The organism is Microcoleus sp. PH2017_35_SFW_U_B (assembly GCF_020737865.1).
In the GTDB taxonomy this organism is placed as follows: Bacteria; Cyanobacteriota; Cyanobacteriia; order Cyanobacteriales; family Microcoleaceae; genus Microcoleus.
In genome coordinates this window covers 26,626-34,308 of the sequence record NZ_JAEQDE010000080.1, presented here as the reverse complement: position 1 = coordinate 34,308, position 7,683 = coordinate 26,626, and the positions used below count along the sequence as shown (strand labels likewise).

Sequence of the window (7,683 nt, the reverse complement as noted above, 5' to 3'; positions counted from 1 at the left end):
GTTAGTGAGAACTTTCTTGATTTCGTTGATGACCTTTGAGTCGGAAAACTCACCTCCACCGTACATTTGAACTCTCAGGCTCAAACCCATGTTAAATACCACGCGCCGAAAGCCTGCGTGTTTTGCCATCAAGGTCGCTTCAGTATTATTCAATTTGAGCGCTCGCTTGACGGCAAACATGGAACTGACTCTCAGCAATCAACTGTAGATAAGTTTAGCTTTCCTATTTGCCACTTAAGTCTTGCTCTTAACCTATCGCCGAGAGCTCGTTGACAATTTTGACTTTTCCCTTGAGCACCGAGCGCAGCAGGCGGTTGATCGAATGTCTGTCTTGCTCGTCGAGAGAGTCATCCAATACAGCGGCCATCAAACCGTAGCGATCGGCTACAGTCAAACTGCCCGTATCGGTAACAGAGTGACGCTGGCATGGCAGAGAGCGTGATGTTTTGAGCCTAACTGTGTGATAACCACGGAGCTTATTTTGTGACGAGCGACGTTTGAAGTCTGCGATCGCCGTCACAATATTATGTCAGAGCTACCCATTGCCTCCACTCCCCTCCAAAATCTAAAGATTTATAAAGCTTTTTGGGATCTGTGGGTGTCTTTACCCATTTCCAATGTATAAAACGCATTGCGGTGATGCAAAAAGCTCATAAAACTCAAGATTTTGTAAAAATAGCTACGAATATTTACTGTTGCGCGCTTTACATTAGTTCATAACAAAGGTGCATCGGAATACAGCGATCGAGCCATCGGTAACAACTATAACCATATATAGTTTGGCTGAATTCGAGACAGCGCCTGGCAAAGCTCAAGTATACAAAAGACCAACCATGCTTAAACGAAATTAGATCCAGTAACTAAATATACAGTTTTAAATCCACAGGCTCATTAAGGTTAGCAGGAAACACATTTTATGCTCCAAGTCAATATCTCAGGGAATAAACCAGCAGCGAGGGTAAATCGATGACCCAAACAGTAGAACCCCAAGCGAGCCTAAACAAATTTGAAAAACTCAAAGCCGAAAAAGATGGCTTAGCGGTTAAAGCTGAGCTAGATCACTTTGCCCAAATCGGCTGGGAAGCAATGGATGCAACAGACCGCGAGCACCGCCTCAAATGGCTCGGCATCTTCTTTCGGCCAGTAACTCCGGGCAAATTCATGATGCGCCTGCGCTTGCCCAACGGCGTCATTACCAGCAATCAAACTAGAACGTTAGGAGACATATTGCAACGCTACGGCTCCGACGGCAGCGCTGACATTACCACCAGACAAAACCTGCAACTGCGCGGAATTCGGATCGAAGATGTGCCCGATATATTCCGCCGCCTCAAGGAAGCGGGGATGACCAGCGTTCAGTCTGGCATGGACAATGTACGTAACATCACGGGTTCCCCAGTCGCGGGTTTGGATGCCGACGAACTGATAGATACGTGGGAATTGGCGAACCAAGTCCAAGACATGATTACCAACAGCGGCGAAGGCAACCCAGAGTTTTCCAATCTGCCGAGAAAGTTTAATATTGCGATCGCAGGTTGCCGCGATAACTCAGTCCACGCCGAAATCAACGACATCGCCTTCGTACCCGCTTACTCTGACGGCAACATCGGCTTTAACGTTTTAGTCGGCGGCTTCTTCTCCGCCAAACGCTGCGAAGCTGCAATTCCTCTCAACGTCTGGGCAAGTCCCAGCGACGTTGTAGATTTGTGCAGAGCGATATTAACGGTATATCGCGATCGAGGCCCGAGAGCAAACCGCCAAAAATCTCGCTTGATGTGGCTGATTGACGAACTCGGCATCGAACAATTCCGCGCAGCCGTCGAAAAAGAAGTAGGCCGCACTTTGTCCCCCGCCTCCCCCAAAGATGAAATCATCTGGGACAAACGCGACCACATCGGCATCTACGCGCAAAAACAATCAGGGCTCAACTATGTAGGGTTGCACGTTCCCGTCGGACGGCTGCAAGCAGCGGATTTGTACGATTTGGCCAGAATCGCTGAGGTTTACGGCAGCGGCGAACTCAGGCTCACCGTCGAAGAAAACGTAATTGTTCCCAACGTTCCCGACTCGCGGCTCGAATCCCTAGTCAAAGAACCGTTGTTACAGCGTTTCTCGATCGACCCCGCACCCCTGATGCGAGCCTTAGTTTCCTGCACCGGGTCGAAGTTTTGCAACTTCGCCCTCATCGAAACCAAAGCCCGATCCGTGGCAATGATTCGGGAACTGGAAGCCGAACTCTCTGTTCCCAAACCGGTCAGAATTCACTGGACTGGTTGCCCCAATTCCTGCGCTCAACCCCAGGTAGCCGACATCGGCTTGATGGGTACAAAAGTTCGGAAGAACGGCAAAACCCTCGAAGGTGTAGACATCTACATGGGAGGAACAGTTGGCAAAGATGCTCATTTGGGTACTTGCGTCCAAAAAAGCATTCCTTGCGAAGACCTGAAACCGGTGCTGCATCAACTGTTAATTGATAAGTTTGGGGCCGTGCCCAATCCAGCTTTCGGGGATGTCGCTTCCCTGAACCGGCAACTGCAACTGACGGTTGAGAGAGACGAAACAGTTCTGATGGCGAAACCTCAGACATCTACTGTCATTTTCGCTCGATCGGGCAAAACAGTTGCTTGCAGCGAAGATGAGTTCATTCTCGACGTTGCCGAAAGGGCTGGGCTTGAACTGGACAGCAGTTGTCGATCGGGAACCTGCGGCACTTGCAAGCAGCAACTCCTAGAAGGTAAAACAGTCTACGACAGCCAGCCTGACGCAGCCTCCGACTTAGAACCAGGGTTCATCTTAGCTTGCAGCGCGCGGGCGATCGGCAAAGTGTCGATCGACGCCTAATATCATAATGTGAGATTCGAGAGACCCAAAGAATTATGTCATTGCGAACAGAATTATGTCATTGCGAATGATATTGTCTCAGTGCGATCGAAATTATGTCATTGCGAAGGTCGTAAACCAATCTCACATCAGGCATCTCACATTTCGAGTATCTCAAAGTACACCAACAATTCAAGACAAATGAGCAACCTTTCTAGAAGAAAATTCATCATCACCGCCGGAGCAACAGCAGCAGGCACCCTCCTCGCCCACGGTTGCAGTTCCGGTTCCAGCACTACCAGCGCCTCACCGGGCGCTGCCTCACCGGGCGCTGCCTCACCGGGCGCTGCCTCACCCAGTGCAGCCCCAGCAGTCAACATCAACCCCGCCGACGCCCCCGAAGTTACCACTGCCAAACTCGGATTCATCGCCCTCACCGACTCAGCGCCCTTAATCATCGCCCAAGAAAAAGGGTTATTTGCCAAGTACGGCATGAAAGACGTACAAATCCTCAAACAAGCATCTTGGCCAGTTACTCGCGACAACCTAGAACTCGGTTCTGAAAAAGGCGGCATTGACGGAGCCCACATCCTCTCCCCCATGCCTTACCAGATGACCTTAGGCACAATTACCAAAGGCAATCAACCAGTGCCGATGAACATTGTTGCCCGGTTAAATACCAACGGTCAAGCCATCTCCGTAAGCAAAAAATACCTAGATTTAAAAGTAGGTACAGACAGCAAACCACTCAAAGCAGCCCTCGCCAATCAAAAAATTGCTGTTACCTTTCCCGGCGGCACCCACGATTTGTGGATGCGCTATTGGTTAGCAGCCGGTGGCATCGATCCGAATACAGATGTTTCTGTTATTCCAGTACCGCCACCTCAAATGGTAGCTAACATGAAATCCGGCAGCATGGAAGCATTTTGCGTCGGCGAACCTTGGAATGCCCAGCTAGTTACTCAAAAAGTTGGATACACCGCCTTAGTAACGGGAGAACTCTGGAAAGATCACCCAGAAAAAGCCTTAACTTTAAGAGCAGATTGGGTTGAGAAAAACCCTAAAGCTACTAAAGCAATTACAATGGCCGTACTGGAAGCTCAGCAGTGGTGCGATAAGCCAGAAAATAAAGATGAGATGTGCCAAATCATCTCTCAAGATAAGTGGTTGAAAGTACCACTTGCAGATATTGCAGGTCGCATGAAAGGACAAATTGACTATGGTACTGGCCGCGTTGAAGCAGCTAGTTTAGTAGCAATGAAATTCTGGGCTGACAATGCTTCCTATCCCTACAAGAGTCACGATGCTTGGTTCATCGCAGAAAATATTCGCTGGGGTTATATGCCGGCAACTACCGACATCAAAGCCACGGTTGATAAAGTTAACCGCGAGGATATTTGGAAAGCAGCAGCGACAGCACTTGGCGTTCCCGCTGCCCAAATTCCGGCTACCACTTCTCGCGGTGTCGAAACATTTTTTGACGGCGTGAAGTTTGATCCGGAAAAACCAGAAGAATATCTGAAGAGTCTGGCTATCAAGAAAGCCTAATTAGTGAACAGTTGACAGTTGACAGTTGACAGTTGACAGTTGACAGTTGACAAATCATAAAATTTAGTGGCGTTGAGTTTCGCAACTCAACCCACCACAGCCGATAGGGTTCTCAATTCAAAGTATCTACAAATAATCGATTATTCACTACTGTACTGCAAACAGACAAATGGCAACCAATCTCTCTGTTTCTAAGAGCAAAAATCCAGCAAATTTCGTGCTGGATATGGTTCAAAAAAACCGCAAAAAAATCATCCGCCCGCTAGTTGCGATTACAGTTCTGCTGGTAGTTTGGCAAATCCTCTGCCACGACCCCACATCCACCTTGCCCGGCCCGATTAAAGCCGTCCAAGAAAGCTGGAATTTGATTATCAATCCGTTCTTCGATAACGGTGGTACTGACAAAGGTTTATTCTGGCAACTGGCTGCTAGCTTGCAGCGGGTGGCGATCGGCTTTACTCTAGCAGCAATTCTAGGCATTGGTTTAGGAATATTAATCGGTACAAACTCTTTAATGTTCGATGCTTTAGACCCGCTATTTCAAGTATTTAGAACAATCCCGCCCCTGGCTTGGCTACCGATCGCCCTGGCAGTATTTCAACAGTTCAATCCCTTTGAAGGCTTGGGGATGAAAGCTAACGAAGTTTCTGCACTTTTCGTAATCTTGATTACAGCAATCTGGCCGATTCTGATTAATACCACAGTAGGCGTTCAACAAATACCTCAAGATTACAGAAACGTCGCCCGAGTCTTGCGCCTCCCCAACCAAAAATACTTCTGGAAAATCTTGCTACCGTCTTCGGTTCCTTACATCTTCACAGGGTTGAGAATTGGTATCGGTTTGTCTTGGCTGGCGATCGTAGCTGCGGAAATGTTAGTCGGCGGTGTCGGCATCGGCTTCTTCATCTGGGACGCTTATAACAGTTCTCGACTCAGCGCCGTGATTCTGGCAGTGCTTTATGTAGGAATCGTCGGTTTGATTTTAGACAGACTCGTTGGTTTCGTCGCTTCCAAAGTTGTTCCTGAAGACAATAAATAAGATTGGGGAATGGGGAATGGGGAATGGGGAATGGGGAATGGGGAATGGGGAATGGGTGATTAGTAGTTGGTGATTAGTTATTAGGAAGCGGGAATAATTATATATGCCCAATGCCCAATGACCTGTTTGGCCAATGACCTGTTTGGCCTTCTTCCCAATTCCCAATTCCCCATTGCCAAATTAATAATTAGCATCTACTAAAGTACAAACTAACAGAAAATAATCATGTCAATCCTTATTGAAGTAGACCACGTAGACCGCGTATTTAACTTGCCAAATGGCGAGCAATACATCGCTCTCAAAAATATCGAACTTAAAATTAAAAAGGGAGAATTTATCACCTTAATCGGACACTCCGGTTGTGGCAAATCTACACTGTTAAATATCATCGCCGGACTGGACACAGCAAGTCAGGGCGGGATTACTTTAGAAGGGCGCGAAGTCCGCGAACCAGGCCCGGATAGAATGGTGGTATTTCAAAATTACTCGCTACTACCTTGGCTGACGGTGCGCGAAAATATTGCTCTAGCAGTAGATGAAATTTACAGCGGTAACTCTAAAGAAGATCGCGAGTTGGTAATCGAATACCACATTAAATTGGTGGGACTCGGACAGGCCGCCAACAAGCGCCCCAGCGAAATTTCTGGGGGGATGAAACAAAGAGTTGCGATCGCCCGCGCCCTCGCTATCCGCCCAAAATTGCTCCTGCTAGACGAACCCTTCGGTGCTCTCGATGCTTTAACTCGCGGTGGTTTGCAAGACCAATTGATGAACATTTGCGAAGAAAGTAAAGTCACCAGCGTGATGGTAACTCACGACGTGGATGAAGCTTTGTTGCTGAGCGATCGCATTGTAATGCTCACCAACGGCCCGGAAGCGCAAATCGGACAAATTCTGGAAGTGGACATTCCTCGGCCCCGCAAGCGCATGGAAGTGGTCAACCATCCGAGTTACTACGCGCTGCGAAACGAAATGGTTTACTTCCTCAACCAGCAAAAGCGGGTGAAACAGCGCCGGGCCAAACAACAAGCCCCATCCGTGGCGATCGCCCGCAACGGCCTGGAAAAAGTCAACCTCGACATCGGCTTTATTCCCCTCACCGACTGCGCGCCCTTAGTCGTAGCCAAAGAGAAAGGATTCTTCAAAGCCCACGGCTTAGAAGAAGTCACTCTCGTGCGCGAACCTAGTTGGAAAGAAATTGCCAAAGGTATCGCGCAAGGACGGCTGGACGCGGCGCAAATGGTTGCAGGAATGCCGATCGCCATGCTGTTGGGATTGGACGGCGAAGCCCCGGTTCCCATCAACAGCGCCTTAACCCTGTCCCGCAACGGTAACTCGATTATTTTCGGGAAACACCTTTACGACCAAGGTATTCGGACATTAAAGGATTTCAAAGCTGCGATCGCCAAGACCCCCGACAAGGTACAAACCTTGGGCATGGTACACTCCGCTTCCATGCACAATCTGCTGTTCCGCTACTGGCTGGCTGCCGGTGGGATTGACCCCGATCGCGATGTAGCCTTGACCATGCTTCCTCCCCCGCAGATGGTATCGAATTTAAAAGCAGGCAACATCCAGGGCTACTGCGCCGGCGATCCCTGGAACTCCAAAGCAGTCAACGACGGTACCGGTTTTGCCATCGCCCGTTCCCTGGATATTCTGCCCGGACACATCGAAAAAGTTCTCGGCGTTAGCGAAGATTGGGCTCAGAAATATCCTAAAACCCACGTCGCCCTCGTCAAAGCGCTTTTGGAAGCCTGCGAATACTGCGACGACCGCCGCAACCGCGAAGAAATCCTAGAATTGATTTGCCAAGAACAATACATCGGTGCGGATCCAAAAGACATCCGTCCGGGGTTCATCGACCCGTACAACTCCGGTACGGAGGCACAACCCGAAATGCTCTACAATTTCAACCAGTTCTATGTTGACAAAACCAATTGTCCAGACCGCCTAGAAATGGTGTGGGTGATGTCGCAGATGGCCCGCTGGGGACTGATTCCGTTCCCGAAAAACTGGGTGGAAGTGGTCGATCGAGTTTTGCGGCCCGATGTGTTCGGTCAAGCAGTGCGCGAGTTGGGTTTGCCGGATATCGCTAGAGCTCGCCGGACGATCGAACTATTTGACGGCACTGTCTTTAATCTAGACGACCCGATCGACTACCTTGAAAACGTCAAAATCAAGCGCGACCTTCGCATTGAAGAAATCTTAATTGAACAAATAGGCAGTCAGTGTTCCATCAGACAGCCAGCATAATCACCAAATAGGAAGAGGGA

Annotated in this window: 6 protein-coding genes and 1 pseudogene; 5 read left to right on the top strand and 2 right to left on the bottom strand. The window is 49.0% G+C overall.

The features are described from left to right. A partial coding sequence (locus JGK36_RS22110; protein WP_293184219.1) for a helix-turn-helix domain-containing protein occupies positions 1-180 on the bottom strand: 180 nt, incomplete at its 3' end. Positions 181-247: 67 nt separating this feature from the next. After that, positions 248-433 (bottom strand): hypothetical protein, encoded by a 186-nt coding sequence (locus tag JGK36_RS22105; RefSeq protein WP_293184273.1) that lies wholly within the window; start codon positions 431-433, stop codon positions 248-250. A 533-nt stretch (positions 434-966) separates the two neighbouring features. Between JGK36_RS22105 and JGK36_RS22100 the strand changes: the two are divergent. From JGK36_RS22100 to JGK36_RS22085, 5 genes and pseudogenes are all read left to right on the top strand, one after another. Beyond that, positions 967-2,493: pseudogene (locus JGK36_RS22100) on the top strand (ferredoxin--nitrite reductase); the annotation flags it as partial. A gap of 75 nt (positions 2,494-2,568) precedes the next feature. Further along, entirely contained in the window at positions 2,569-2,841 is a 273-nt protein-coding gene (locus tag JGK36_RS33950) for a 2Fe-2S iron-sulfur cluster binding domain-containing protein (protein WP_293271524.1), read from the top strand. Positions 2,842-3,021: 180 nt separating this feature from the next. Continuing rightward, positions 3,022-4,368 (top strand): CmpA/NrtA family ABC transporter substrate-binding protein, encoded by a 1,347-nt coding sequence (locus JGK36_RS22095; protein ID WP_293184223.1) that lies wholly within the window; start codon positions 3,022-3,024, stop codon positions 4,366-4,368. 169 nt (positions 4,369-4,537) lie between these two features. Beyond that, positions 4,538-5,407 carry a nitrate ABC transporter permease gene (ntrB, locus tag JGK36_RS22090; RefSeq protein ID WP_293184225.1) on the top strand — a complete coding sequence of 290 codons (870 nt, stop codon included), beginning with the start codon at positions 4,538-4,540 and terminating at the stop codon, positions 5,405-5,407. Positions 5,408-5,632: 225 nt separating this feature from the next. Next, positions 5,633-7,663, top strand: coding sequence for a nitrate ABC transporter ATP-binding protein (locus tag JGK36_RS22085; protein ID WP_293184227.1), 2,031 nt, complete (start codon positions 5,633-5,635; stop codon positions 7,661-7,663). Positions 7,664-7,683: the final 20 nt, after the last annotated feature.

Coding starts and splice junctions, on each gene's coding strand:
- ntrB (WP_293184225.1), top strand. CDS start 4,538: ATGGCAACCAATCTCTCTGTTTCTAAGAGCAAAAATCCAGCAAATTTC.
- JGK36_RS22095 (WP_293184223.1), top strand. CDS start 3,022: ATGAGCAACCTTTCTAGAAGAAAATTCATCATCACCGCCGGAGCAACA.
- JGK36_RS33950 (WP_293271524.1), top strand. CDS start 2,569: ATGGCGAAACCTCAGACATCTACTGTCATTTTCGCTCGATCGGGCAAA.
- JGK36_RS22085 (WP_293184227.1), top strand. CDS start 5,633: ATGTCAATCCTTATTGAAGTAGACCACGTAGACCGCGTATTTAACTTG.